At 65.3% G+C, this 24,859-nt stretch carries 21 protein-coding genes; 17 read left to right on the top strand and 4 right to left on the bottom strand.

The window, feature by feature from the left end; all coding sequences use genetic code 11:
* The gene (locus RIE31_10635) at positions 1-1,890 is read right to left on the bottom strand and encodes a peptidyl-prolyl cis-trans isomerase (protein MEQ8641041.1); all 1,890 of its coding nucleotides are present in this window, start codon (positions 1,888-1,890) and stop codon (positions 1-3) included.
* A gap of 262 nt (positions 1,891-2,152) precedes the next feature.
* Between RIE31_10635 and tpiA the strand changes: the two genes are divergently transcribed.
* The 12 genes from tpiA (at position 2,153) to RIE31_10575 (ending at position 14,964) form a co-directional block, all read left to right on the top strand.
* On the top strand, positions 2,153-2,929 hold the full coding sequence (gene tpiA, locus RIE31_10630) for a triose-phosphate isomerase (protein ID MEQ8641040.1): 777 nt from the start codon (positions 2,153-2,155) through the stop codon (positions 2,927-2,929).
* A 148-nt stretch (positions 2,930-3,077) separates the two neighbouring features.
* Complete coding sequence (gene secG / locus RIE31_10625) at positions 3,078-3,440, top strand: preprotein translocase subunit SecG (GenBank protein MEQ8641039.1); 363 nt, start codon at positions 3,078-3,080, stop codon at positions 3,438-3,440.
* Between the two features lie 125 nt (positions 3,441-3,565).
* The gene (locus RIE31_10620; GenBank protein ID MEQ8641038.1) at positions 3,566-5,194 is read left to right on the top strand and encodes a CTP synthase; all 1,629 of its coding nucleotides are present in this window, start codon (positions 3,566-3,568) and stop codon (positions 5,192-5,194) included.
* The gene (kdsA, locus tag RIE31_10615) at positions 5,194-6,036 is read left to right on the top strand and encodes a 3-deoxy-8-phosphooctulonate synthase (GenBank protein MEQ8641037.1); all 843 of its coding nucleotides are present in this window, start codon (positions 5,194-5,196) and stop codon (positions 6,034-6,036) included. Before RIE31_10620 ends, kdsA begins: the two co-directional genes overlap by 1 nt.
* Before the next feature lie 102 nt (positions 6,037-6,138).
* Positions 6,139-7,419 carry a phosphopyruvate hydratase gene (eno, locus tag RIE31_10610; GenBank protein MEQ8641036.1) on the top strand — a complete coding sequence of 427 codons (1,281 nt, stop codon included), beginning with the start codon at positions 6,139-6,141 and terminating at the stop codon, positions 7,417-7,419.
* A 157-nt stretch (positions 7,420-7,576) separates the two neighbouring features.
* The gene (locus tag RIE31_10605; protein MEQ8641035.1) at positions 7,577-7,891 is read left to right on the top strand and encodes a septum formation initiator family protein; all 315 of its coding nucleotides are present in this window, start codon (positions 7,577-7,579) and stop codon (positions 7,889-7,891) included.
* A 236-nt stretch (positions 7,892-8,127) separates the two neighbouring features.
* Positions 8,128-9,210, top strand: coding sequence for a pyruvate dehydrogenase (acetyl-transferring) E1 component subunit alpha (gene pdhA / locus RIE31_10600; protein MEQ8641034.1), 1,083 nt, complete (start codon positions 8,128-8,130; stop codon positions 9,208-9,210).
* 3 nt (positions 9,211-9,213) lie between these two features.
* The gene (locus tag RIE31_10595; protein ID MEQ8641033.1) at positions 9,214-10,698 is read left to right on the top strand and encodes a pyruvate dehydrogenase complex E1 component subunit beta; all 1,485 of its coding nucleotides are present in this window, start codon (positions 9,214-9,216) and stop codon (positions 10,696-10,698) included.
* Between the two features lie 3 nt (positions 10,699-10,701).
* Positions 10,702-12,096 (top strand): pyruvate dehydrogenase complex dihydrolipoamide acetyltransferase, encoded by a 1,395-nt coding sequence (locus tag RIE31_10590; GenBank protein ID MEQ8641032.1) that lies wholly within the window; start codon positions 10,702-10,704, stop codon positions 12,094-12,096.
* Positions 12,096-13,511, top strand: a complete 1,416-nt coding sequence (lpdA, locus tag RIE31_10585; protein ID MEQ8641031.1) for a dihydrolipoyl dehydrogenase — start codon at positions 12,096-12,098, stop codon at positions 13,509-13,511. The genes RIE31_10590 and lpdA overlap by 1 nt, the downstream gene beginning before the upstream one ends.
* A gap of 18 nt (positions 13,512-13,529) precedes the next feature.
* Positions 13,530-14,444 (top strand): lipoyl synthase, encoded by a 915-nt coding sequence (gene lipA / locus RIE31_10580; GenBank protein ID MEQ8641030.1) that lies wholly within the window; start codon positions 13,530-13,532, stop codon positions 14,442-14,444.
* 10 nt (positions 14,445-14,454) lie between these two features.
* On the top strand, positions 14,455-14,964 hold the full coding sequence (locus RIE31_10575; protein ID MEQ8641029.1) for a type II toxin-antitoxin system RatA family toxin: 510 nt from the start codon (positions 14,455-14,457) through the stop codon (positions 14,962-14,964).
* Here the strand turns inward: RIE31_10575 and RIE31_10570 are convergent.
* The 3 genes from RIE31_10570 to ispD are packed head-to-tail and all read right to left on the bottom strand — an operon-like array spanning position 14,961 to position 17,236.
* Positions 14,961-15,455 carry a CinA family protein gene (locus RIE31_10570; protein ID MEQ8641028.1) on the bottom strand — a complete coding sequence of 165 codons (495 nt, stop codon included), beginning with the start codon at positions 15,453-15,455 and terminating at the stop codon, positions 14,961-14,963. The genes RIE31_10575 and RIE31_10570 overlap by 4 nt on opposite strands.
* 9 nt (positions 15,456-15,464) lie before the next feature.
* Positions 15,465-16,004 carry a phosphatidylglycerophosphatase A gene (locus RIE31_10565; GenBank protein ID MEQ8641027.1) on the bottom strand — a complete coding sequence of 180 codons (540 nt, stop codon included), beginning with the start codon at positions 16,002-16,004 and terminating at the stop codon, positions 15,465-15,467.
* A complete protein-coding gene (gene ispD, locus RIE31_10560) occupies positions 16,001-17,236 on the bottom strand; it encodes a 2-C-methyl-D-erythritol 4-phosphate cytidylyltransferase (protein MEQ8641026.1) in 1,236 nt (411 codons plus the stop codon). The genes RIE31_10565 and ispD overlap by 4 nt, the downstream gene beginning before the upstream one ends.
* Positions 17,237-17,404: 168 nt before the next feature.
* On the opposite strand from ispD, the gene dusB reads away from it, so the two are divergent.
* The 5 genes from dusB to RIE31_10535 all read left to right on the top strand — a co-directional run bounded on the left by dusB (position 17,405) and on the right by RIE31_10535 (position 24,801).
* Complete coding sequence (gene dusB / locus RIE31_10555; GenBank protein ID MEQ8641025.1) at positions 17,405-18,391, top strand: tRNA dihydrouridine synthase DusB; 987 nt, start codon at positions 17,405-17,407, stop codon at positions 18,389-18,391.
* A complete protein-coding gene (locus RIE31_10550) occupies positions 18,360-19,541 on the top strand; it encodes an ATP-binding protein (protein ID MEQ8641024.1) in 1,182 nt (393 codons plus the stop codon). The genes dusB and RIE31_10550 overlap by 32 nt, the downstream gene beginning before the upstream one ends.
* Positions 19,538-20,992: a sigma-54 dependent transcriptional regulator gene (locus RIE31_10545; protein ID MEQ8641023.1), complete on the top strand. Its 1,455-nt coding sequence runs from the start codon at positions 19,538-19,540 to the stop codon at positions 20,990-20,992. Before RIE31_10550 ends, RIE31_10545 begins: the two co-directional genes overlap by 4 nt.
* Before the next feature lie 70 nt (positions 20,993-21,062).
* Positions 21,063-23,390: a PAS domain-containing sensor histidine kinase gene (locus tag RIE31_10540; protein MEQ8641022.1), complete on the top strand. Its 2,328-nt coding sequence runs from the start codon at positions 21,063-21,065 to the stop codon at positions 23,388-23,390.
* Positions 23,380-24,801 carry a sigma-54 dependent transcriptional regulator gene (locus tag RIE31_10535; GenBank protein MEQ8641021.1) on the top strand — a complete coding sequence of 474 codons (1,422 nt, stop codon included), beginning with the start codon at positions 23,380-23,382 and terminating at the stop codon, positions 24,799-24,801. Before RIE31_10540 ends, RIE31_10535 begins: the two co-directional genes overlap by 11 nt.
* The last annotated feature ends 58 nt before the right edge of the window (positions 24,802-24,859 follow it).

Raw genomic sequence — 24,859 nt, 5'->3', positions numbered from 1 at the left:
TCAGAATCCGTGTCCCGTGGCCGGCGCAAGGGCCTCGCGGTCCAGGGCCTGGCGATTGACCTCCACCGCAAAGCGCTGGCGCAGGCCCTCCATGTACTGGCTGAGCAGATCATTGCCCATGGTCCGGTTTACCTGCTGGCGGAACTGGGCGAAGAGGTCCGGGCTGGCGGCCGACGATCCGGGCTGGCGGCCGTTGGCGACCACCACGGCGAATCCGCCGGCGACCGGCGCCAGAACCGCCTCGCCGACGGGGGCGTCAAATGCCGCGACCAGCAGCGGGCCGGGAATGTCGGAGTCGGTGGTGGCACGGGTCACACCATTGACCTGGGCCAGGGACAGGCCGTGTTCAAGCGCCAGGGTGCTGAGCGACCGTCCGCCCGCCGCCGCCGCGACGATGGTGTCGGCTAAATCGCTTGCTGCGGCCAGCCGTTGGCGCTGGCGCCAGGCATCGGCGACAGCGGTCCGCACATCGGCCAGGGGGCGGGTGGTGGCCGGCGTTTCGCTGCCCACTCTGAACACAAGAAAGCCGCCGTCCGCGGTGTCCAGTGCGGCGCTGGTTTCGCCGGGCTGCTCGGCGAATACCTCGGCGACAAACTCACGCACCGGCGGCACGTCCAGAGGGTTGCCGTCGCCGTCACGGCCATCGGGGTCTATGGCGGCGAGGCCGTCAGTGGCGAGGCCGATATCGGTGGCAACCTGTTCAAGTGAAGCGCCGCCGGCCAGCGCGTCCTCCACCTGCTCGATCATGGTGATGGCCTGCTCGACAGCGCGGTCGTGGGCCAGGATGCGGCCGATCTCCGCCTGGGCCTCTTCGAACGGCGTAATCCGGCCCGGCTCAACGTCGTTGACCTGAATGACATGCCAGCCGAATGCGCTTTCAACCGGTCCGGCAACGGACCCCGCATCGCCGGCGAATGCGGCATCAGACAGTTCCGTGGGCAAATCGCCGCGGCCAACCCAGCCAAGATCCGCCGGCGCCGCAGAATCCGGTGCCGCGTCGGCCAAGCTGACGCCCGCCGCCACGCGGGCGGCAACTTCACGGGCTGTGGCCTCGTCGCTCAGAACGATCTGACTGAGCCGCCGCTGCTCCGGCTGGATGTAGCGGCCGCTCGCGGCTTCATACGCCGCCCTGATCTCATCCGGCGGAATGATGATGCGATCCGCCAGGACATTGGGGTCAATATGCAGCCAGGTGACCTGGCGGGTCACGGGCCGGGCATAGCGGGCGCTGTTGTTCTGATAGAACGCTTCCAGATCGCCCGGTGATGGCGATCCCGGGTCCGGCATGGCGGCGGTGGCGACGGTCAGCCAGTCGAGGCTGCGCGCCTCGAAGCGGTGGGCGAAGAGCTTTTCGGCCAGGTCCGCCGGCGGTCGCCCGCCGGAAGCGATGGCGGACTCAACATAGCTGCGGGCCAGGTCGGCGCGCAGTTCCTCGACAAAGGCGTCCTCGCTCATTCCCAGGCTGAACTGCAGGAACTGCTGGAACAACACAGGGTCAAAGACCTCGCCGCGGGCAAAAGTGGGGTCGCTGCGGATGCGGCCGGCGACCACGCTGTCGCTAACCGCGATACCCAGGTCGGCAGTGGTCTGGTCGAGCAGCGCCCGGTTGATCAGCCGGTTCAGCGCAACATCCTGCAACCCGAAGTCCCGCGCCTCCTGGCGGCTGATGGCCTGGCCGGTCAATTGCTGGAACCGGCGCATGTCGAAACCCAGTTCGCGATCCAGCATCACCCGGGATATTTCCACCTCTCCCACGGTCGCTACCGCGCTATCGGCCGCCACCCGGCCGGCAAAGTCGTTCAGCCCGAAGGCGCCGAAGCTCAGGATCAGCAGAAGGAACAGGATCCGAAGAATCCAGCTCGACGATTTCTGTCGCAGTTTGAGGAGCATGGCTGGCTGGCGGGTCCGCGGGTCTCTATGCCGGCCGCTATGGCCGCATTGGCGGCGACTATTCTAAGGGCGCGGTGCTGCCGGTTGAACCGCTGTCGCCCTGCCAATCAGTGAGCGCGCCATCCGCCAGTATGGCCGATATGGCCTAGGGGCGGCGGGTCGTGCTGCCCGGGCGTGGCGGGTCGGGCGGCGGGCGCCGCTGTGGCCGGCGGCGGCGACGGGCTATGGTCGCGCCTATACGCCCGCAGCGGATGAGGGAGCCATGGCTCGATCACGTGTGCCTCTGGTGGTCGCCAACTGGAAGATGAACGGACTACAGGCCGATGGTGCTGACCTGGCGCGGCGCATCGTCGCTGGCCTGCCCGGTGGTGCGCCGGAGACGGTTCTCTGTCCGCCGGCCACGCTGCTCGCTGCTGTGGCCCGGGTGCTGAACGGGTCAGCCATCGCCCTAGGTGGCCAGGACTGTCACGCCGCTGCCAGCGGCCCCCATACCGGCGACATTGCGGCGGTGATGCTGGCTGACCTCGGTTGCCGCTATGTGATTGTCGGCCATTCGGAGCGTCGCTCCGGCGATGGCGGCCATGGAGAGAGCGACGGCAACGTCCTGGCCAAGGCGGCCGCGGCACAGGCGGCGGGTCTTACGGCGATTGTATGCATCGGCGAGAGCGCGGCGGAGAACACCCGGGGTGAGACGCTGGAGGTTCTGTCGCGCCAGGTGGCGCAGTCCGTGCCGCCGGACAGTGGCGCGTCCAGCCTGGTGGTTGCCTATGAGCCTGTATGGGCTATCGGCAGCGGCCGTACACCGGACAGGGTAGATGTTGAGCGGGCGCACGGCGCCATCCGCCGATCTCTGCACCAGCGGATCGGTGCGGCGGCGGCCGATGTGCGGCTGCTCTATGGCGGTTCGGTCAAACCGGGCAATACCACCTCCTTTGTGACCCTGCCGGAGGTGGACGGGGTTCTGGTCGGCGGCGCCAGCCTGGTGGCCGAGGATTTCATCGCCATCTGCCGTGCGGCGGGCGGTCAGTCGGCGGGCTGAATCACAGGGTAGAGGCGGGCGCCCCGCCGGGCGTCGGGCCGGATCGTCTCCGGCACCAGGATCGCCACTGGCCAAGCGGCGGGCAGGCGGCTAAAACTCGGCTCAGACCGCACACGGTTGCGCGCCGCAGACTGTTTTCGAAGGCTCCATGATCCAGATTCTCCTTGTCGTCCAGATTATTGTCGCTCTGGCTTTGATATCGGTCGTTCTGCTGCAGCGCAGCGAAGGCGGCGGTCTGGGCATCGGCGGTGGCAGCGGTGGTGGCATGGGCGGTTTCATGAGCGGTCGCGCTACGGCCAATCTGTTGACCCGGGTGACCGCCATCCTGGCCGCCATTTTCATGGCCATGAGCGTCTTGCTGGCAATTCTCGCCGGCAATGCCGGTACGCCGCGATCAATTCTCGACCAACCGGCCATAGCACCGGCGGTGTCGGGTCAGGATGAGACCGGCGGCGATGCGGCGACCGGTGCCACGGGCGACGTACAGCCCACCGTTCCCCTCGCTAACTGAATGCGGCGCATGGTGTCATCGCGGCGGTTGCGGGTCCGGACACCCCGCCCGCCGCTGGCGCTTCCGCCTGCTCGTGGCCATTACGCCCCGGCGAGCGCAGTGAACGCCGTCAGGGCAGCATGGCCATGACGCGCTTCATCTTCGTGACCGGCGGTGTCGCCTCGTCCCTGGGCAAGGGGTTGGCCACCGCATCGCTTGGCGCGTTGCTGCAGGCCCGCGGCTACCGGGTTCGCCTGCGCAAGCTCGATCCCTATCTCAATGTGGACCCGGGCACCATGAGCCCGGTGCAGCATGGAGAGGTCTATGTCACCGATGATGGGGCAGAGACGGATCTTGATCTCGGTCACTACGAGCGCTTCACCGGCGTCGCCTCGCGGCAGAGTGACAACATCACCTCCGGCCGGGTCTATCAGACGGTCATCGCCCGCGAGCGTCATGGCGACTATCTCGGCGCCACCATCCAGGTCATCCCGCACGTCACGGACGAGATCAAAGCCTTTATTCAGGCCGATCTGGACGACACCGACTTCGCCCTGATCGAAATCGGCGGCACGGTCGGCGATATCGAGAGCCTGCCGTTTCTCGAAGCCATCCGGCAGCTGCGTAATGAACTGGGGATCGAGCAAACCCTGTTCATCCATCTGACGCTGGTGCCATTCATTCCCTCGGCCGGTGAGCTTAAGACCAAGCCTACCCAGCACTCGGTCAAGGAACTGCTCAATGTGGGCATTCAGGCGGACATGCTGCTTTGCCGGTGCGACCGGCCGATCCCCGAAGGGGAACGCCGGAAAATCGCCTTGTTCTGCAACGTTCCGGCAAATCGCGTGATCCCGGCGCTGGACGTCTCGTGCATCTACGAGGTGCCCATCACCTACCATCGCGAGGGGTTTGACGAGCGCGTCCTCTCCTTCTTTGGCTTGCCGACCGAGCCGGCCCCGGATCTGGGTGTCTGGCACGGCATTGTTGATCGGGTGCAGAAGCCGGAAGGCAAGGTCAATATCGCCGTAGTCGGTAAATACACGAAAGTGCGCGATGCCTATAAATCGCTGACAGACGCTCTGATGCATGGCGGCATCGCCAATCGTCAGCAGGTCAATCTGACGTGGATCGACTCTGAGATATTCGAATCTGACGACGCGATGGACCATTTGTCCGGCGTTGACGGAATTCTTGTGCCCGGCGGCTTTGGCGAACGTGGCGCGGAGGGCAAGGTGGCCGCCGCGCGCTTTGCCCGTGAACATGGCATCCCTTTCTTCGGGATATGCTTTGGCATGCAGATGGCGGTGATCGAGGCGGCGCGCAACATGGCGGGCATTGCCGGAGCCGGCTCAACCGAGTTCGGCAAGACAGGCGAACCGGTGGTCGGTCTGATGACCGAATGGACGCGCGGCAATCAAAGGGAGATCCGCGGCGAGAACGACGATATGGGCGGCACTATGCGGCTCGGCGCTTATCCCTGCGATCTGGCGGCCGGTTCGCGTGTTCGCGATGTTTACGGGGTCGCCGCCATCAGCGAACGCCACCGCCATCGCTACGAGGTCAATATCAACTATCGCGCGCAACTGGAGGCGGTAGGCCTGCACTTTTCAGGAATGTCGCCGTCCGGCGACCTGCCGGAAATTGTCGAGCTGAGCGACCATCCCTGGTACGTCGGCGTCCAGTTTCATCCCGAGCTCAAATCAAAGCCGTTCGACCCCCATCCGTTGTTCACCTCCTTCATTGCGGCGGCGGTTCATCAGTCGAGGCTGGTCTGATCGTGACACCGCGTCATGTGGCAATCGGCGGTCTGACAGTGGGCAACGACCTGCCGCTGGTCTTTATCCTGGGACCGTGCCTCCTTGAATCACGCAATCATGCGCTGGACATGAGCGGTGCATTGGCGGCGATAGCCAAATCGCTTGGCGTCGGGGTCGTCTACAAGACCTCCTTCGACAAGGCCAATCGCACCGCGCTGGGCGGCGCACGTGGCCTTGGCCTGGACGAGAGTCTGGCCATCTTCGAAGAAGTCCGTGCCACCACCGGGATGCCGGTACTGACCGACGTGCATGAGCCGGAACAGTGCGGGCGGGTGGCCGCCGCCGTGGACGTTCTGCAGATCCCGGCGTTTCTCTGCCGCCAGACCAATCTGCTGGTGGCTGCGGCGCGCACAGGAAAGGTGGTCAATATCAAGAAGGGTCAGTTTCTGGCGCCGTGGGATATGGCCAATGTGGCGGCCAAGGTGGCCGACTCCGGCAATGATCGTATTTTGCTGACGGAACGCGGCGCCACCTTCGGCTACAACACCCTGGTGTCGGACATGCGGGCCCTGCCGATCATGGCGCGCACCGGCTATCCGGTGGTTTTCGATGCCACTCACTCGGTGCAGCAGCCTGGCGGTCTCGGCAGCGCCTCCGGCGGACAGCGGGAATTCGCCCCGCTGCTGGCGCGGTCCGCGGTCGCCGCCGGTGTGGCGGCGGTCTTTATGGAAACCCACCAGGATCCGGACAAGGCCCCCAGCGACGGGCCGAACATGATCCCGCTGGACCGCCTGGCCGAAGTCATGGAAACCCTGATGGCCTTTGACGCCGTGGCCAAAGCGCGGCCCTTCGCGCCCTGAACCAAAGCGCGGCCTTTCGCGCCCGGGCCTGCCTCGCGTATAACCCGCGGTCTGTCGTATTGCCCGATCCGCAGCGGTCGGGCCTGTCTGGAGAGCCTGTCCATGTCCGCCATTATCGATATTGCCGCCCGGGAAATCCTCGATAGCCGGGGCAATCCCACGGTTGAGGTGGAGGTAATGCTGGAAAGCGGCATCGCCGGTCGGGCGGCGGTGCCGTCCGGCGCGTCCACCGGTCGGCACGAAGCCCATGAACTGCGCGACGGGGATTCGGCGCGTTTTGGCGGCAAGGGTGTCGACCGTGCCGTGCAATCGGTGGAAGGCGAGATATTTGAAACCCTGTCCGGCCTCGACAGTGAGGAACAGGAAGCCATTGATGCCGCCATGGTGGCCCTGGACGGCACCGCCAACCTGTCGCGGCTGGGGGCTAACGCCATTCTCGGCGTCAGCCTGGCGCTCGCCCGCGCGACAGCGGCGGAAACGGAATTGCCACTTTATCGCTATATTGGCGGCACGGCGGCCCGTGTACTGCCAGTGCCACTGATGAACGTCATCAATGGCGGGGCCCACGCCGACAATGGTCTGGATGTCCAGGAGTTCATGATCCTACCGGTGGGGGCGGACAGCTTCGCCCAGGCGCTGCGCTGGGGAGCGGAGATCTTTCAGGCCCTCAAGAAGCGCCTGAGCGACGGCGGCCACGCCACCAATGTGGGTGACGAGGGCGGCTTTGCGCCGGCGTTCGGCCGCTCGGAAGAGGCGCTGGATGCCATCACCGCGGCCATTGAGGCGGCCGGCCGACGGCCCGGCGACGATGTGGTCATCGGCCTCGACGCAGCGGCGACGGAACTTCATGCCGACGGCCGCTACCACCTGGCCGGCATCGGCAAGGATCTCGACAGCGAGCAGATGATCGCCATGTATGAGGGGCTGGTCGGGCGCTATGCCATTGCCTCCATAGAGGATGGATTGGCCGAGGATGACTGGGCTGGCTGGCAGGCCATGACCGCCCGTCTCGGCGGTAAGGTGCAGATCGTCGGCGATGACATCTTCGTCACCAGCCAGGCCCGTGTGCAGGACGGCGTGGCGAAAAAGGCGGCGAACGCGGTCCTGATCAAGCTCAATCAGGTGGGCACCCTTAGCCATACCCTGGCGGCCATCGATGCGACTCATCGCGCCGGCTGGCGCGCCGTCATTTCCCATCGCTCCGGCGAAACCGAAGATACCACCATCGCCGATCTGGCGGTGGCGACCAACGCCGGCCAGATCAAGGCAGGCGCTCCGTCGCGCACGGACCGGGTGGCGAAATACAACCAGTTGCTGCGGATCGAGGGGCAGCTTGGGGCAAGCGCCCGTTATGCCGGCCGGCAGGCCCTGGCTGCCAGCTAGGCTGCAAGCCTTCGCTCAAGGCGGTAATCCCGCCTATCACCGACTCCGCAGACTGTTGCATGGCGACTCTGGACTCGGATTCGAGAAACGACGCCTAAGAGACAGAGACTCAAGGTTTTTCTTGACGGCAGGAATCCGGCTGTGATTCGCTGCCCCGATGCCGATTGTCCATGAACTGCGCCATCGGGCGCGCCATATTATTCCACAGGTCATTGGCGCCTGCGTCTTCGCCTATCTGGTTTTCCACACCTTCCAGGGCGACCGTGGCCTGGCCAACTGGCTGCGCCTGTCGCAGGAGGTGGAAAACACGCGGGCGACCGCCATAGCCCTGGCCAGCGAGCGCCAGATTCTGGCCCGCCGGGTCCGCCTGCTGCGGCCGGACAGCCTGGACCCGGACCTTCTGGAGGAGCGGGCCAAGATCATGGCCGGCCAGGTGCGGCCCGATGAAGTGGTCATTCTTCTGACTGAATAGGCTTCTGACCGAATAGGCACCTGACCGAACAGGCGGCCACTGGCTGTTCCGTGCCGTGCGCCGCGCTCCCTGCGGCTTCGTAGCTTGTTAATCGTCCATGTGTTAACCACATTCTGACAGGGAAACCGTGGCTGACAGGGGAGCCATGGCCGGCCGGGCAAAAGGGGGCGGATCGCGCCGCCGGCGGCCCGGTACCCCGTGGCGGTCGGATGTTGGTGTTAGGCAAAAGGCGGAACATGGCCAAATCATCCAGCGGATCGCGTAAAAAGGCTGCCGGCGCGCCTGCGCCGACTGAGGACCGCTCTTTGGAGTCTGCCTGGCCCGCGCCGCGACACCGTGCGGTCGCCGAACGGATCGATCCGGACGAGTTGCAGTCCCTCTACCGCCAGATGCTGCTGATCCGCCGCTTTGAGGAGCGCGCCGGCCAGCTTTATGGCATGGGCCTGATCGGTGGTTTCTGCCACCTCTATATCGGCCAGGAAGCTGTGGTAGTGGGCGTCCAGTCGGAGCTGGAGCCCGACGACACGGTGATTACCGCCTATCGCGACCATGGCCACATGCTGGCGTGCGGCATGGATCCGAAAGGCGTCATGGCGGAATTGACCGGACGTGCCGACGGCTACTCCCGTGGCAAGGGTGGCTCCATGCACATGTTCAGCAAGGACAAGAACTTCTATGGCGGTCACGGCATCGTCGGCGCCGATGTGCCGCTCGGCACCGGCATCGCTTTTGCCCACAAATACCGCGACAGCAAGGCCATTTCGGTGACCTATCTGGGGGATGGCGCGGTCAACCAGGGTCAGGTCTACGAATCCTTCAACATGGCGGCGTTGTGGAAGCTGCCGGTGCTCTACGTCATCGAGAACAACAAATACGCCATGGGAACGTCGGTCGAACGCTCCTCCGCTCGCACCGACCTGCATAACCGTGGTCAGGCCTATGGCATACCCGGCGAGCTGGTGGACGGCATGGACATCGGCGAGGTCAAGGACGCGGCGGCCCGCGCCATTGCCTATGTACGAAGCGGCAAGGGCCCGTTCATCCTGGAAATGCAGACCTATCGCTATCGTGGCCATTCCATGAGCGATCCGGCCAAATACCGGTCCAAGGAAGAGGTTGACGCGGTGCGCCAGGAGCGGGATCCGATTCTGCATGTGCGCGATGCCCTGTTATCGGCAAAGGCGGCCAGCGAGGACCAGCTCAAGGCCCTGGACAAGGAGATCAAGGACATCGTCCAGGCGGCGGCTGATTTTGCTCAGGACAGTCCGGAGCCGGACCCGGCGGAGTTGTATACCGACGTCGTGCGGGAGGTGGCCTGAGCCATGCCGGTCACCGTGACTATGCCCGCTTTGTCGCCGACCATGACCGAGGGTACGCTAGCCCGCTGGTTGAAGAAGGAAGGCGACAGCGTCACGTCCGGCGACGTTCTGGCCGAGATCGAGACCGACAAGGCGACCATGGAGCTTGAAGCTGCAGATGATGGCGTTCTGGGCCGGATTCTGGTGGGTGAAGGCACGGAGAATGTGGCGGTCAATGCACCGATTGCCATGATCCTGGAGGATGGTGAAGACCCTTCGGTTCTTGACGCAGCGGATGCGAAGAAGGCGCCTGCCGGATCGTCGGGCCAGGCCAGCCGCGCGAAGCCCAAGTCCCGGACGGCGGCGGAACAGGATTCTGGCGACAGGGATGCCGATGGCGAGTCCGCAAACGGAAAATCGCCGGCGTCCCACTCGCGCGGCGCAAAAAAGTCGTCAGATTCAGACAAGGACCAGCCACAGAGCCGGGAGGCTTCGACCGAAGACGCCTTTGACGGCGCGACCAGCGAAATCACCATGCGTGAGGCGTTGCGTGACGCTATGGCCGAGGAAATGCGTAGCGACGGGGATGTCTTCCTGATGGGCGAGGAAGTTGCCGAGTATCAGGGCGCCTACAAGGTGAGCCAGGGCCTGCTGGAAGAGTTTGGCGACAAGCGGGTTGTGGATACGCCGATTACCGAACATGGCTTCGCGGGCCTTGGTGTAGGCGCGGCCTTTGCCGGGCTCAAGCCCATTGTGGAGTTTATGACCTTCAACTTCGCCATGCAGGCGATTGATCAGATCATCAATTCGGCCGCCAAGACCCTGTACATGTCCGGCGGCCAGATGGGCGCGCCCATCGTCTTTCGCGGGCCCAACGGCGCGGCCTCGCGCGTCGGCGCCCAGCACTCGCAATGCTATGCCAGTTGGTACGCTCATTGCCCGGGGCTGAAGGTGGTGGCGCCGGCCACTCCCGCCGATGCCAAGGGGCTCCTCAAATCGGCGATCCGCGATCCGAACCCGGTCATTGTTCTGGAAAACGAGCTGCTCTACGGCATGAAGGGTGAGGTGCCTGACAGCGACGAATTTGTCGTCCCGATCGGCAAGGCGCGGCTTGCCCGTAAAGGCAGTGATGTCACCATCGTTGCCTTCTCGCGCATGGTGTCGGTGGCGCTGGAGGCGGCCGATACACTGGCGGCGGACGGTATAGAGGCCGATGTGATTGATCTGCGCTCCATTCGCCCCATGGATCACGGCGCGATCATGGCCTCTTTGCGTCGCACCAACCGCATTGTGACGGTGGAGGAAGGCTGGCCCACCGCCGGCATCGGTGCCGAGATCGCCGCGCTGGTCATGGAGCAGGCCTTCGACTGGCTGGATGCGCCGGTGGTCCGTGTCACGGGCGCCGATGTGCCTATGCCCTATGCCGCCAATCTGGAGGCACTGGCACTGCCGCAGGCCGGCTCCGTGGTGCAGGCGGTCCGTTCGGTTCTCTACCTGGATAAGGACTGAACCATGGCGGTCCGCATCCTGATGCCCGCTTTGTCGCCGACCATGACCGAAGGCACTCTTGCCCGCTGGCTGAAGAAAACCGGCGATTCCGTGGTCTCAGGCGATGTCATCGCCGAAATTGAGACTGACAAGGCGACCATGGAACTGGAAGTCGCAGATGACGGAACCCTGGCCCGCATACTGGTGGAGGAGGGCAGCGAGGGTATTCCGGTCAATCAGGTAATTGCCGTCCTTAGCGAGTCCGGCGACGACGATGCGGCCGTGGACGATGCGGCGGCCGAAAAAGCCGCCGTCGCGGCCGCCGGCTCTGGCAAGACATCGTCCGGGCGTGGTGAGGCGAAACCGCAGGGTGAAGACGCCGGAGAGGAGGGCAAAAAGGCCTCCGGTCCCGGCAAGACGCCGGCCGGCGCCGAGCGGGCGGGTAAAACGGACGACACGGGCAGGGCAGATGCCACGGGCGCGGCTGGCAACGGCCGCCAACGGGTCTTCGCCTCGCCACTGGCCCGTCGCATGGCGGAGCAGGAGAGTCTTGATCTGAACGCCCTGTCCGGCTCCGGTCCGCGCGGCCGCATCGTCAAGGCCGATATCGAGGCGGCGCTGCAGTCCGGCGCTGGCCGGTCTCCCGGCGCCGGCCGGTTGGCCGGCGGCCCGGCGAGTGCCATGGCGGTCACGCCCGACTTCGACCTGCTGCCGCCCCATGAGGCGCTGCGTCATACCGCCATGCGGCGCGTCATCGCCGAGCGGATGAGTCTGTCGAAACAGACTGCGCCCCATTTCGAGCTGACGGTGGATTGCCAGATTGACCGGCTGCTGGCCATCCGCAAGGAGCTCAATGACAAGGCGAAAGCCGACAAGGAAGCCGGCCGTGAGGCGACTCCCTTGTCGGTCAATGATTTCGTCATCCGCGCGGCGGGCCTGGCCCTGAAGCAGGTGCCGGAAGCGAATGCCATGTGGACCCCTGATGCTTTGCTCCGCTTCCAGCGTGCCGATATCAGCGTTGCGGTGGCGGTCGAGGGCGGGTTGGTGACGCCGGTAGTGCGCGGTGTCGAAAGTCGCGGCCTGGGCGAGATTTCCCGCGAAGTGCGGACCCTGGCAAAGAAGGCGCGCGACGGCAAACTGGCGCCGGAAGAGTATCAGGGCGGTACGTTCAGCGTGTCGAATCTGGGCATGTATGGCGTTCGCCAGTTCAATGCGGTCATCAACCCGCCACAGGGTGCGATCCTTGCGGTTGGCGCGGGCGAGCCGCGACCGGTGGTGCGCGATGGCGCGCTCGCCGTAGCCACCGTCATGACCTGCACCTTGTCGGTGGATCATCGCGCCATGGACGGCGTCATCGGCGCGCAGTTCCTCGCCGCCTTCCGGGCGTTGATCGAAAACCCTCTGACCATGCTGTTGTAATGGCCGGCGATCGCGATCAGGCCCGGACTTACGATGTCGTGGTGATCGGCGGCGGTCCCGGCGGTTATGTGGCGGCCGTGCGCGCCGCACAGCTTGGTCTCAGCACCGCTGTGGTGGAGGCCGAGGCGCTCGGTGGTATCTGCCTCAATTGGGGGTGCATCCCCACCAAGGCACTGTTGCGGGCGGCAGAGCTGCGCCACCAGGTGGGGGCACTGGATTCCTTCGGCATTTCGGTTGGCGAGGTGAAAATCGACCTGGCCAGGCTGGTCGCCCGCAGCCGTGAGGTGGCCGCCCGCCTCAGCAAGGGCGTCGCCTTCCTGATGAAAAAGAACAAGATTGAGGTGGTCTCCGGCCACGGCCGTCTCGACGGGCCGGGCCGGGTGCGCGTGACGCTGGCTGACGGCGGCGATATGACCCTGCAGGCCGGCCATATCATCCTCGCCACCGGCGCCCGGGCCCGCCAGTTGCCGGACCTGCAAACAGACGGCGACAAGGTCTGGTCCTATCGTGAGGCGATGGTGCCGGAGGCGCTGCCGCGCTCATTGCTGGTCATTGGCTCCGGGGCAATCGGCATGGAGTTTGCAAGTTTCTACAATGATTTAGGTGTCGACGTTCATGTTGTAGAAGTACTTGATCGGGTGCTGCCGGTAGAAGACCCGGAGGTCTCAGCCCTGGTCGCCAAGAGCTTTGCGCGGCGCGGCGTGGAGATCATCACCGGCGCCTCCGTCGCCCATCTGAACACCGCCGGCTCAGGCGTGACGGCGACAATCGAGCAGGATGGCGACTCCCGCGAACTGACGGTTGAGCGCGCGCTGTTGTCCATCGGCATTACCGGCAATGTGGAGGAGCTAGGCCTGGAGGGCACGGCCGTGCAGGTCGAAAGGGGCCATGTGGTGGTTGATGAGTGGCTGCGCACCGCTGAGCCTGACATATCCGCCATTGGCGATCTTGTGGGGCCGCCCTGGCTGGCCCACAAGGCCATGCATGAGGGCGTATTGTGCGTCGAGCGGATCGCCGGGGTGGAGGGGCTTCACCCGCTGAGTCCGGGCGACGTGCCGGGTTGCACCTATTGCCGGCCGCAGGTGGCCAGCGTCGGCCTGACCGAGGCGGCGGCGACGGAAGCGGGCCACGACGTGCGCGTCGGTCGCTTTCCGCTGCAGGCCAATGGCAAGGCCATTGCGCTGGGTGACGAGGAAGGCTTCGTAAAGACCGTCTTTGATGGCGCCACCGGCGCCCTGTTGGGCGCACACATGGTGGGGCCGGAAGTGACGGAGATGATCCAGGGCTATGCCATTGCCCGCACTCTGGAGACCACCGAAGCGGAGTTGATCCGCACCATTTTCCCCCATCCGACGGTCAGCGAGTCCATGCACGAGGCGGTGCTGGATGCGTTTGACCGGGCGCTCCATATCTAGGCCACATCCGGGGCGATGATGTCGGACAGCACCTTAACCTCGCGGCGGCCACCTAAGCCCGCCTGGATTCGGGCCAGGGCGCCGACCTCTGCCGGCTATCAGCAGACCCGCGCCCTGATGCGTCGGCTGTCTCTCAATACCGTGTGCGAAGAGGCGGCCTGTCCCAATATCGGCGAGTGCTGGTCGCTGGGCCACGCCACGGTGATGATCCTGGGCGATACCTGCACGCGGGCCTGTGCCTTCTGCAATATCAAGACCGGGCGGCCCAATCCGGTTGACCCCCTGGAGCCGGAGCACGTGGCCAGCGCGGTTGGCGAACTGGGCCTCAATCATGTGGTGATCACCAGCGTTGATCGCGACGATCTGGATGATGGCGGGGCCGGTCAGTTTGCCGCCGTGATCCGTCGCATTCGTCAGGCCGCACCAGCCACCACCATCGAAGTTCTGACGCCTGACTTTCTGCGTAAGGATGGCGCGCTTGAGGTGGTGGTTGAGGCCGGGCCCCACGTGTTCAACCACAATCTGGAGACCGTGCCGCGTCTCTATCCGACCATCCGGCCCGGTGCGCGCTATTATCACAGCCTCAATCTGCTGGACCGTGCCCGTCGCCTGGCGCCCGGCATCTTCACCAAGTCCGGCATCATGGTGGGGCTCGGGGAAAGCCGCGAAGAAGTTTACCAGGTGATGGACGATCTGCGCTCTGCGGAGGTCGACTTCCTCACCATCGGCCAGTATCTCCAGCCGACGCCGGCGCATGCGCCGGTGGATCGCTATGTCACGCCGGAGGAGTTCGCCGACTATGCGCGCATGGCCCGCGGCAAGGGTTTTCTCATGGTCTCGGCTTCGCCTATGACACGTTCGTCCTACCACGCAGGTGACGACTTCTCACGGATGCAGGCGGCGCGCCAGGCGGCATACGCCGCCGCTGGCTGACGCCGTTCCGATGCATCGTCACGAGGAACAGCGGTTTCTGCCCTACGCCCCCGACCGCATGTTCGACCTGGTCGCCGACATAGAGCGCTACCCGGAGTTTCTGCCCTGGTGCCGTGGCGCTCGCATCCTCGAGCGCAGCGACCGCCTTGTTCTGGCCGATTTGATCATCGGTTTTCGGGTCTTTCGCGAGACCTTCACCTCGCGTGTCCGGCTTGATCGCCCCAACATGCGCATAGACGTGGACTATGAGCGCGGGCCGTTGAAGCAACTGACCAACCGCTGGTTATTTCTGCCGGCGGATAGTGCCGGCGCACCGCTGCCAGAGACCGGTGGCGCTCTGGCGCCCGGCTGCATCGTCGATTTCCTGGTTGATTTCAGCTTCCGCTCACGCCTGCTGGAAGCGGCTATGCATGTGCTGTTCGGCGAGGCGGTGACCCGCATGGTTGGCGCGTTTGAGACAAGGGCGGCGGATATCTATGGACACGCCGCCGTTGTGCCCGGGCCAGCCGGGGATCGCTAGTCCCCTCGCAGAGCGGCCAGCAGCAGACCGAGAGCCATCGCAACGCTGGCCTGGCGCACCGCCGTGCGATCACCGGCGAAGATCTGCTGACTATGGCGCACGGCGCCGTCGCGCACTGCCGTGGCGAAGTGGACCAGACCAACCGGCTTGGTGGCGCTGCCGCCGTCAGGCCCGGCAATACCCGTCACGGCCACGGCGACTGCGGCGGCGGAGTGGCTGAGCCCGCCCTCCGCCATGGCCCGCGCCACCGCCTCGCTTACCGCGCCATGGTGGTGAATCAGATCGGGTGGCACACCGACCAGCTCGCTCTTCGCACCGTTGGTGTATGTGACGAAGCCGCGTTCAAGGGCATGGGAGGCGCCGGCCACTTCGCTCAGCGCGCCGGCGACAAGGCCGCCCGTGCAGGACTCCACGGTGCAGACCATGACCTTCCGGCGGCGGCATTCGGCGACCACCTGTTCCGCCAGAGAGATGATCTCTCGGTTGAACATGGCCGCCGCTCAGAACCGGCCGAGAAGCCAGACCAGCGCGGCCATCACCGCCGCGCCGTAAACGCCGGCCGCCACATCGTCCAGCATGATGCCTTTCCAGCCGCTCTGGGTGCGTTCAAACCAACGGCCGGGCCATGGCTTGGTGATGTCGAACAACCGAAAGACGAGAAGGGCGGCGACCAGCAGACGCGGTTCCGCCGCTACGGCGCCGGTGACGGGCAACAGGGTCAGCCACTGCCCGGCCACCTCGTCAATGACCACCGGGCTGGGATCGGGGTCCTGGCTGTTGCGGGCATAGAGTTGGGCTGCCCAACTGCCGGCGATAATGGCGACCGCCGTGGCCAGGGCCAGCCACATGAAGCCGGCGTGGGCCAGCCACCAGCCGGGCAGCAGGGCTGCGGCCGACGTCCATGTAGCCGGTGTCACCGGCAGGCGGCCGAGGCCGAAGACCGTCGCCAGCAGGATGGCTGGGTGCAGACGGTGCAGGGGGCGCGCCAATGGCGGCGGCGGTGGTGCCTTGCGGCGCGCGCGAAACGCAGCGGTGCTCATATAGGCCAGCGTATCATGGCCACCGCCTGGGCCAGCACGCCTTCGCCGCGGCCGGCAAAGCCAAGCCCTTCCGTGGTTGTTGCCTTGACGCTCACCCGGCTCGCCGCGACGCCGGCAATGGCCGCGATGCGGTCGGCCATGACTACGCGGTGGGGCGCAATGCGTGGCGATTCGCAGACCAGCGTGACATCCAGATTGATGATGGTGCCGCCGCCTTGTCGCACCAGGCCTGCGGCGTAGGCGAGGAACTGGTCGGAACTGGCGCCCCGCCAGCGGCCATCGGTCGGCGGAAAATGCTGGCCGATATCGCCGGCACCGATGGCGCCAAGAACCGCGTCGGTCAGGGCGTGCAAGCCGGCATCGGCATCGGAATGGCCGATCAGCGGCCGGTCGTGGGGCAGGGCCACCCCACACAGCCAGATCCGGGTGCCGCCCTCCACCGCCGGGCCGAACCGGTGAACGTCCAGGCCCTGGCCGATGCGGCTGTCGCCGCCGGCGGCCAGGCTCTGCCGAACGCGGATCAGGTCGTCCGCTACGGTGATCTTGATATTGTCCGGTTCGCCGGCCACCAGCCGCACAGCCAGACCGGCCGCCTCGGCCACCGCCGCGTCGTCCGTCGCCTCATGGCCGCCCGCCTCTTGCGTATCGAGGCGATCATAGGCCTCTACAAGGGCGGCAAAGCGAAATCCCTGCGGCGTCTGGGCCCGCCACAGCCCGTCGCGCGGTACGGTGGCGCCAATCCGCGAAGCCGCCGCATCCTGTCCGCCGCCGCCCGCGCCGACCGCTCGTTTGATGGTGTCGGTGATCGGTAGGGCCGGTACCGCTCCATGCAGCGTCGCATCGTCCAGCGCGCTGACGACCCGGCCGATGACCTCCGCCGTCACCTGTGGTCGCGCCCCATCATGAATCAGAACCACGTCCGGCGGACCGTCCGGCAGGCTGGCCAGGGCCTGCAGCCCAAGGCGTACCGACCGGGCGCGGGTCGCCCCGCCGATCACCGGCGGCCGAAGCTTTGCCGGGTGGCCACAGGCTTTTGCAACCGCGGCATAGTCTCCGCTGTCGGCCGCCCGTATCACGGCCTGCACGGTGGTGATGGCGGTGTCAGTCAGGAACGGCGCCATGGCGCGGGCCAGGACCGGACGCCCGGCAAGGTCCGCATAGACCTTCGGCCTGGCGCTGCCAAAGCGGGCACCGTGCCCGGCGGCGACAATGAGGGCGGCATAGCGGGGCATGGCGGTGTCCGGTCCGTGTGGTCCTATGGGCCTGGGCGAAGGGTAGTCGGGGCGGGCGGCCACTCCAATTGCCAGCGCCGCCGCGCCGAGCGCCGGATTCGTTGCGAATCAAAGCGCCAGGGATTAGTTTGCCTGCGTTTTAATCAGCCACTGCAGTCTGCTGCGAAAATGAGCATTCAGATCGGCCCCCTCAGCCTGGAGCACAATGTGCTGCTGGCTCCCATGTCGGGGGTCAGCGACCAGCCGTTCCGCCGTCTGGCGCGGCGCTGCGGTGCCGCGCTGGTGATGTCGGAAATGATCGCCAGCCAGGCGCTGATCCGTGAATCGCGCAAGTCCATGCTCATGGCGGCGCGGGCTGCGGACGAAGAGCCTGTGGCTGTCCAGATTGCCGGCAATGAGCCTGAGGTCATGGCCGATGCCGCGCGGCTCAATGAGGATCGTGGCGCACGCCTTATCGACATCAATTTCGGCTGCCCGGCCAAGAAAGTGGTCAACGGCTATGCCGGTTCGGCTCTGATGCGCGAGGAAGGACTGGCCGCGCGCATCCTGCATGCGGTGGTCCGCGCGGTCTCTGTGCCGGTTACCCTCAAGATGCGGCTTGGTTGGGACGATCAAACGCGCAATGCCCCGGTCATGGCGCGCATCGCCGAAGACTCCGGCATCCGCATGATTAGCGTCCATGGCCGCACCCGCTGTCAGTTCTATAAGGGCGATGCGGACTGGGCCTTCATCCGCCACGTCAAGGAGTCGGTGTCCTTGCCGGTGATCGCCAATGGCGACATCACCACGCCGCAAGCCGCCCGCCAGGCCCTGGACCTGTCCGGTGCCGATGGACTCATGATCGGCCGCGGCGCCTACGGCCGGCCCTGGTTCGTTGGCCAGATCGCCGCTTTCCTGCGCTCTGGCGTTATGCCGGATGATCCGCCGATTGACCAGCAGTTTGCCATGGTGCTGGAACATTTCGATGCCATGCTGACGCACTATGGCCGCGACGCGGGCGTCCGCATCGCACGCAAGCATCTTGGCTGGTACAGCCGTGGCCTGGCCGGTGCGGCGGAGTTTCGTGCCGCCATCAATCATGAGCCGGACCCGGACCGGGCGCGTGCCCTCCTTGAGGCCTTCTATGTCCCGCTTGTTGAGCGTCACGCCGCCTGACACCGCGGTGCATGGCGCCGCCAGAACGGACGATGGTGGACTGGTCCGCCACGATGCCTTGCTGGATGCGCTGGCCGATGCCGTTCTGGTGGTCGATTCCGGGCAGCGCATCCGCTATGCGAACGCGGCGGCGCAAGAGCTGTTTTCCGCCGGCCGGAGCAGTCTGAACAGCGCTCCTTTGGCTGATTTCATTCCGGCGGACTCGCCGATTACGGCCATCATCACCCAGGCGGCGCGCAGCGGCGGTCAGGTTGCCGGCCACGACCTCTCGCTCGACACGCCGCGGACCGGCCCGCATGATCTGTCGGTGGCCGTGACACCACTGAACGCGGGGCCATCATCCGGTGAAGTCCTGGTGGTTCAGCTTCGCGAATCCGGCCTTGGCCGGGAACTTGACCGGCACACCTTGCGGCGCGGCGCGTCACGCAGTGTCGCTGGCTTTTTCGAGCTGTTGGCCCATGAGGTGCGTAACCCTCTGGCTGGTATGCGCGGCGCCGCGCAATTGCTGGCACAGCGTCTCGATGGCGGCGTGATGCAGGGTAACGAGGTGGATCTGGCGCATCTGATTCGTGACGAAGTTGACCGGGTGACGGCGCTGGTGGATCGCATGGCGGCGTTCACCGATGACACCATTGCCGAGCGCCAGCCGGTCAATGTCCATGAGGTGCTGGATCATGTGCTGCGCCTGGTGGCAGTCACGGCGGCGCCAGGTGTGCGCCTGGAAACCCACTACGATCCGTCATTGCCGCTGGTCCATGGCCGGCGCGACCAGCTTGTCCAGGCCGTCCTCAATCTGGTGAAGAATGCGCTTGAGGCGCTGCCTGCGTCGGGCGGGCGGGTTCGGCTGAGCACGGCCTTTCGGACCGGTGTGCGAATGGTCCGCCCGGACGGTGGATCCGACACTCTGCCCATATGCATAGCGGTTGAGGATGATGGGCCCGGTGTGCCGGCGGATCTGCAGTCCCATCTGTTTGAGCCTTTTGTCTCCGCCCGTGCGGGCGGCAGCGGGCTGGGCCTGGCTCTGGTTGCCAAGGTGGTTGATGACCATGGCGGTCAGGTCCGGTTCACCAGCCGGCCCCGTCACACGGTGTTCGAGATGTTTCTGCCGGCCACACCGTCGGCGGCGTCCCGGCACGGGGCCATACAGTGACCGGCGATGTCATCCTTCTGGCGGATGATGACCGGGCGGTTCGCACGGTTGTCGGAGAGGCGCTCTCGGGTCAGGGCTATGACGTCCGCGCCACCGGTTCGGCGGCGGTTCTGTGGCAGTGGGTTGCCGCCGGCGAGGGCGATCTGGTCATCACTGATGTGGTGATGCCCGACGGTGACGGCCTCGACTTGATTCCGCGCCTGCGCCGCCGCCGGCCGGAGTTGCCGGTCATCGCCATGAGTGCGCGCAGCACCCTGTCGACCGCGGTGCGGGCGGCGCAGCGTGGCGCCTTTGATTATCTGGCCAAGCCCTTTGATCTGGATACCCTTGTCAGGCTGGCGGCCCGCGCCCTGTCGCGCGATGCGGGCGCCGCCGGGGTCGCCCCCCCTGTGGCGTTGGATGGTCCTGGGCTGGTTGGTCGCTCGCCGGCCATGCAGGAGGTGTATCGCGTCATGGCGCGATTATCGGGTGGCGAGCACACGGTGCTGCTTAGTGGTGAATCCGGGGTCGGCAAGTCCCTGGTGGCGTGGACGCTGCATGACCAGAGCCGCCGTCGTCTGGGCCCTTTCGTTGCCTTGCCCCTGGCCGGCATGACGGACGGCCAGGTGGACGAGGCCTTGTCGCCTTCGCCGGTAAGCGGCGCCAGGCTCTCAACGCGGCGCCGGGTGGGTCGCGTGGCCGAGGCGCGTGGTGGCACGTTGTATCTGCCCGACGTGGCGGAAGCGGCGCCGTCAATACAAGCCAGACTCGCCCGGTTTTTGGGAGAGATAGCCGGCGCCTCCGCCGGTCACCCGGCGTCCCCTGACGTGCGGGTCATCGCCGCGACTACCGGTGATCTGCGCCATGCGGTTGCCAATGGGCGGTTTCGCGAAGATCTGTTCTACCGGTTGAACGTAGTGCCCTTGCAGATTCCGCCGCTGCGCCAACGCCGCCAGGACATACCGGACCTGGTGCATCTGTTTTTGAGCCAGGCAGCGGCCGACAAGCGCAATCCCAAGACCATGGGGGCGGCGGCGCTGGCCTGCCTGTCGCGCCATGACTGGCCTGGCAATGTGCGGGAGTTGCGCAACACAGTGCTGCGCCTTGCCGCTCTGGAGCCTGCCAGTGACATTAGCGCCGCCGCTGTGGCGCAGGCGCTCGACCCTGGACCTGACGGCACGGCCGCCGGGATGCGGTCGGAAGCGACGGTGGAGCAGGGCCCCGCCAGCGGGCTTGCTGCGTCAGTCTCGCGCCACCTTGCGGCCTATTTCGAGACCCATAACGGCGAGCTGCCGAATGCGGGACTCTATGATCGTATCGTGCGTGAGGTTGAACGTCCGCTCATTGCACGGTGTCTGGAGGCGACCCGCGGCAATCAATTGAAGGCGGCTGAGCTGCTCGGGCTCAACCGCAACACGCTGCGCAAGAAGATTCGCATGTTGGACATACCGGTTGTGCGGCGGCTAAAGTGAGCGCACTCCTGATAACGCGCCCATGCGCCGGCCATTCGGCCGGCGGCACGGCCCGCCCGCAGGTCAGACCATGACCTCACTTCAGTCGGCGACCGATCCGGCCGCATCCACACCGGTATCACCCGGGCCACCATTGATGCGCCGGATTTATCAGTGGGGGCTGCGCCATCGCCTTGGCTCGAAGCTTGTCTTTGCTTTGTCCATCGCCACTTTGGTATCGGTCGTTGCCACCTATCTGGCCATAACCGGCCAGATCGGCGCGGCCACCACCCGACCCGACCAGGAACTGGGGCTGGCCCTTCTGGTTCTCGATCTGGTCTTGCTGCTGCTGCTGGCAACCAGCGTGGTATGGCAGATCGTCGGCGTATGGTCGGAACGCCGCCGTGGGGCCGCCGGCGCCCGTCTGCACGTTCGCCTGGCGATGCTGTTCAGCCTTGTGGCCGTAGCGCCGGCGATCCTTGTGGCGGTGCTGTCCGGGCTGTTCTTCAATTTCGAGATGAAGAACTGGTTCAGTGATCGGGTGCGCGCCATCGTCACCGATTCCTATACCGTGTCGGAAGCCTATCTCAACGAACACCGCCAGGTCATAGCTTCGGAAGTCCTGGCCATGGCGACGGACATCAATCGCCAGGCGCCGCGCCTGTCCGGCTCCACATTCGGCTTTTCCGAACTGGTTCAGACCCAGGCTCTGCTGCGTGGACTGGCGGAGACGGTGGTTTTCGACAGCAGCGGACGCATCGTCGCGGATTCCGGTTTCCTGATCCGCGAAGACCTGCCGTCCCCGGCCCAGATTGAGCGGGCCAGGGAGGGCGAGGTCATCCTGCTGCCGGCGCGCGAAGACCGGGTCAGGGCGCTGGTGCAACTGGACGGGTTTGTTGACCTGTTCCTCTATGCGTCGCGGTTCGTTGACCCTGGCGTTCTGGCCTATGTTCAGCGCAACCGCAGTGCGGTTGACGAGTTCCGCCGGATGGAGGATCGCCGGCAAGGCATCCAGATCACCTTTGCGATGATCTTCGTGGTCATTGCCCTGATGCTTTTGCTGGCTGCGGTCGGCGTCGGACTGAGCCTGGCGACCCGGCTGGCGCGGCCGGTCAGTGACCTGATCTCGGCGTCGCAGCGGGTGCGGGGCGGTGATCTCTCCGCACGGGTGGACGAGGGCGCACGCGACAATGAGTTTGGCCGCCTGACGCGGGCTTTCAACCGCATGACCCGCCAGCTCGAGTCGCAGCAGCTCGAGGTGCTGGAAGCCAATGCCCAGCTTGATATCCGGCGGCGCTTTACGGAGGCGGTTCTGGCTGGCGTTTCGGCTGGTGTTCTTGGCCTCGACGACCAGGGGCGGATCAATTTGCCCAATCGCTCGGCGGCGGAATTGCTGGACCTGCCGCCGGACCGGATGGTCGGCCAGTTGCTGGAGGAGGCGGTGCCGGAAATGGCGCTGCTGATCCGCTCGGCAAGGCGCTATCCCGACCGGTTGATCGAGTCGGAGATCACCCTTGGCCGGGATGGCCGCAGCCGCACCCTGTTGTGCCGCGTGTCTGTAGAGCGCGCCGGCGAAGGCGGTGACATCAAAGGGTTTGTGGTCACCTTCGACGATGTGACGGAGCTTCTGCAGGCCCAGCGAAAGGCCGCATGGTCCGATGTGGCGCGGCGGATTGCCCACGAGATCAAAAATCCACTGACGCCGATCCAGCTTTCGGCGGAACGACTGCGGCGGCGCTATCTGCCGCAGATCACGGATGATCCTGAAACCTTTGTCGTTTGCACCGACACCATTGTCCGGCAGGTTGGTGCGATTGGTCGCATGGTGGATGAGTTCTCCTCTTTTGCCCGGATGCCGGCGCCGGCCATGGCCATGGAGGATATGCGGGCGCTGGTTGACCAGTCGGTCTTTCTGCAAAGCTCGGCCCACCCGTCCATCGAGTATGTGGTCACTGGCGATGCCGGCCCGATCATGGTCTATTGTGACGGACGGCAGATCGGCCAGGCATTGATCAATGTTCTGCAAAATGCCGCGGACGCAATCGCCGCGCTGGACTCCGCTGAAACGGACCGCTCCGGTCTGGGTCATGAGTCGGACGGGCGGATTGAATTAGATTTGGCAACGTCACAGAATGGTATTGTGGTTTCGATTGCCGATACCGGATGCGGTTTGCCGGACATGGATCCCCATCGCCTGACCGAGCCCTATGTGACGCGGCGCGATAAGGGAACAGGTCTGGGCCTCGCCATCGTTAAGAAGATCATGGAGGATCATGATGGTGAGATCATGCTGCGGGGACGACCATCCGGCCGGGGTGCCGTGGTCGATTTGATTTTCCATCAGCGCAACCCGGATACGGACCGGCTGCATACGGCGCGGGTCATAACGGCGGACCGGAGTCACGATGATGGCTCATGACATCCTTATCGTTGACGACGAGGACGATATCCGGACGCTGATGGCGGGAATCCTTTCCGACGAAGGGTATGAGACCCGCGACGCCCGTGATTCCGATTCTGCGCTGGAAGAGCTTGGACGACGCCTTCCGTCACTGTTGGCTCTGGATGTCTGGCTCGAAGGCAGCCGCCTGGACGGAATGCAGATTCTGGAGCGTGTAAGGACGGAGTATCCGGAACTGCCGGTGGTCATGATCAGCGGCCACAGCACAATAGAGATGGCCGTCTCCGCCATTCGCAAGGGGGCCTATGACTTCATCGAAAAGCCGTTCAAGTCTGATCGTCTGCTGCTGGTTGCCCAGCGCGCCATAGAGGCAGAGCGATTGCGACGGGAAAATGCGGAATTGCGTCTGCGCGCCGGGCCGACGGACAGCCTGATTGGCGACTCTCCCGCTATGGCCGGCATCGTTCGCGTCGTCAAGAGAGTGGCGCCCACCGGCTCGCGGGTCATGATTACCGGCCCGGCCGGGGCCGGCAAGGAAGTGGTTGCGCATCTCATTCACAACCAGTCGCGGCGAGAACACGGCCCCTTTGTGGCGATCAATTGCGCGACCATCACGCCGGAGCGGATGGAAGAGGAACTGTTTGGCACGGAGGCGGCCGGCAACGGGGAGGGGCGCCGGGTCGGCGTCTTTGAGCGGGCCCATGGCGGCACGCTTCTGCTTGATGAAGTGGCTGATATGCCCCTGGAAACACAGGGAAAAATCGTTCGTGTTCTGCAGGACCTGACGTTTCAGCGGGTCGGTGGATCGAGTCGGGTGGAGGTGGATGTCCGGGTAATCGCCGCCAGCAATCGCGATCTGGAGGCGGAAATCGCCGCCGGTCACTTCCGTGAAGACCTCTACTACCGTCTGGCGGTTGTGCCCATTGCGGTTCCGCCGCTGCGGGCGCGACGTGAGGATATTCCGGCCCTGGCTGAGCATTTTCTTGAGCGTGCCGCCGCGGTCAGCGGTCTGTCTCGCCGGGCCATCGGCGCGGATGCCATGGCCGCCCTGCAAGCCTATGACTGGCCAGGAAATGTGCGTCAGCTTCGCAACGTGATCGACTGGTTGCTGATCATGGCGCCGGAAAGCGGCAAGGATGTCATTTCGGCCGACATGCTGCCGCCGGAAATCGGTGCGATCACGCCGCCGGCTCTGTCGGCCAATGGCAGCGGGGAATTGATGGGTCTGCCACTGCGTGATGCCCGTGAAGTCTTTGAACGGCAATATCTCGAAGCGCAGATGGCCCGGTTTAGTGGCAATATTTCCCGCACCGCCACATTTATTGGCATGGAGCGCTCGGCTCTGCACCGCAAGCTGAAGTCTCTGGGCCTGACCATGGGCGATCATCGCCGCGAGGCGGAAGTTGCCAGCGAATCGACGGTCGGCTGACCCGGTCATGACAGGTTGCCGAACGGACTGCACCGTGTGCGGTGCACTCTGGCGTGGA

The organism is Alphaproteobacteria bacterium (assembly GCA_040218575.1).
In the GTDB taxonomy this organism is placed as follows: Bacteria; Pseudomonadota; Alphaproteobacteria; order JAVJRE01; family JAVJRE01; genus JAVJRE01.
The sequence above is the reverse complement of the archived record's forward strand: the minus strand, read 5'-3'. Positions and strand labels throughout refer to the sequence as shown.

Bases quoted from the DNA above. Each gene is read 5' to 3' on its own strand.
- lipA (MEQ8641030.1), top strand. From the start codon at position 13,530: ATGTCGGACAGCACCTTAACCTCGCGGCGGCCACCTAAGCCCGCCTGG.
- RIE31_10535 (MEQ8641021.1), top strand. From the start codon at position 23,380: ATGGCTCATGACATCCTTATCGTTGACGACGAGGACGATATCCGGACG.
- secG (MEQ8641039.1), top strand. From the start codon at position 3,078: ATGATCCAGATTCTCCTTGTCGTCCAGATTATTGTCGCTCTGGCTTTG.
- RIE31_10575 (MEQ8641029.1), top strand. From the start codon at position 14,455: ATGCATCGTCACGAGGAACAGCGGTTTCTGCCCTACGCCCCCGACCGC.
- dusB (MEQ8641025.1), top strand. From the start codon at position 17,405: ATGAGCATTCAGATCGGCCCCCTCAGCCTGGAGCACAATGTGCTGCTG.
- lpdA (MEQ8641031.1), top strand. From the start codon at position 12,096: ATGGCCGGCGATCGCGATCAGGCCCGGACTTACGATGTCGTGGTGATC.
- pdhA (MEQ8641034.1), top strand. From the start codon at position 8,128: ATGGCCAAATCATCCAGCGGATCGCGTAAAAAGGCTGCCGGCGCGCCT.
- RIE31_10635 (MEQ8641041.1), bottom strand. From the start codon at position 1,890: ATGCTCCTCAAACTGCGACAGAAATCGTCGAGCTGGATTCTTCGGATC.
- RIE31_10620 (MEQ8641038.1), top strand. From the start codon at position 3,566: ATGACGCGCTTCATCTTCGTGACCGGCGGTGTCGCCTCGTCCCTGGGC.
- RIE31_10595 (MEQ8641033.1), top strand. From the start codon at position 9,214: ATGCCGGTCACCGTGACTATGCCCGCTTTGTCGCCGACCATGACCGAG.
- RIE31_10590 (MEQ8641032.1), top strand. From the start codon at position 10,702: ATGGCGGTCCGCATCCTGATGCCCGCTTTGTCGCCGACCATGACCGAA.
- RIE31_10570 (MEQ8641028.1), bottom strand. From the start codon at position 15,455: ATGTTCAACCGAGAGATCATCTCTCTGGCGGAACAGGTGGTCGCCGAA.
- RIE31_10565 (MEQ8641027.1), bottom strand. From the start codon at position 16,004: ATGAGCACCGCTGCGTTTCGCGCGCGCCGCAAGGCACCACCGCCGCCG.
- eno (MEQ8641036.1), top strand. From the start codon at position 6,139: ATGTCCGCCATTATCGATATTGCCGCCCGGGAAATCCTCGATAGCCGG.
- RIE31_10550 (MEQ8641024.1), top strand. From the start codon at position 18,360: ATGTCCCGCTTGTTGAGCGTCACGCCGCCTGACACCGCGGTGCATGGC.
- tpiA (MEQ8641040.1), top strand. From the start codon at position 2,153: ATGGCTCGATCACGTGTGCCTCTGGTGGTCGCCAACTGGAAGATGAAC.
- ispD (MEQ8641026.1), bottom strand. From the start codon at position 17,236: ATGCCCCGCTATGCCGCCCTCATTGTCGCCGCCGGGCACGGTGCCCGC.
- RIE31_10605 (MEQ8641035.1), top strand. From the start codon at position 7,577: ATGCCGATTGTCCATGAACTGCGCCATCGGGCGCGCCATATTATTCCA.
- RIE31_10540 (MEQ8641022.1), top strand. From the start codon at position 21,063: ATGACCTCACTTCAGTCGGCGACCGATCCGGCCGCATCCACACCGGTA.